The following is a 511-nucleotide window of genomic DNA, read 5'->3' as shown; positions in this document are numbered from 1 at the left end:
ATTGTCGTCAACCAATACTACATCGTCTACTATATCGAAAGGGATTTCGTTGTACGTACGCTCCAGCGTCAAAGCCGCCCTGTAAGCAGGCAGAACAACAACTATTTTCTTACCATTTAACATGAGTGCGCAAAGCTAGCAATTAATTCGCCACTTTAGAATCACCGTCCCGAGGCTTCATGCCGGTGACGATCAAATTGCTTGAGGCCTTTCCGAGCAGTGTACCATTGGTATGCTCCACCCTGCACTCCACGTGAATGATCTTTTTGCCCTCACGTATCACTTCCGCCGTGGCTCGCAGGCGGTCGCCCTGCTTTATGGCATATAAGAAATCTACATTCAGATTAAGCGAGGTGTAATGGTTGTCGGTATCCAAGCTAACTACACTCCACCCTATCACTTCGTCCATTACCAGTGCCATCATTCCACCGTGAATATTGCCATATGGGTTGGTCATATCATATTTTACCTCGAGGCTGATAGTTGCCTTGCCTTTTTCAATATGCTCCAG

At 46.8% G+C, this 511-nt stretch carries 1 protein-coding gene; it reads right to left on the bottom strand.

Going from position 1 to position 511, the window contains the following annotated elements; genetic code table 11:
* Nucleotides 1–142 precede the first annotated feature (142 nt).
* A partial coding sequence (locus tag P2W82_RS24730; RefSeq protein WP_336518636.1) for a PaaI family thioesterase occupies nt 143–511 on the bottom strand: 369 nt, incomplete at its 5' end.

Source organism: Pollutibacter soli, assembly GCA_029269725.1.
GTDB classification, from domain to species: domain Bacteria; phylum Bacteroidota; class Bacteroidia; order Chitinophagales; family Chitinophagaceae; genus Pollutibacter; species Pollutibacter soli.
This window is presented reverse-complemented; position numbering and strand designations above follow the sequence as displayed.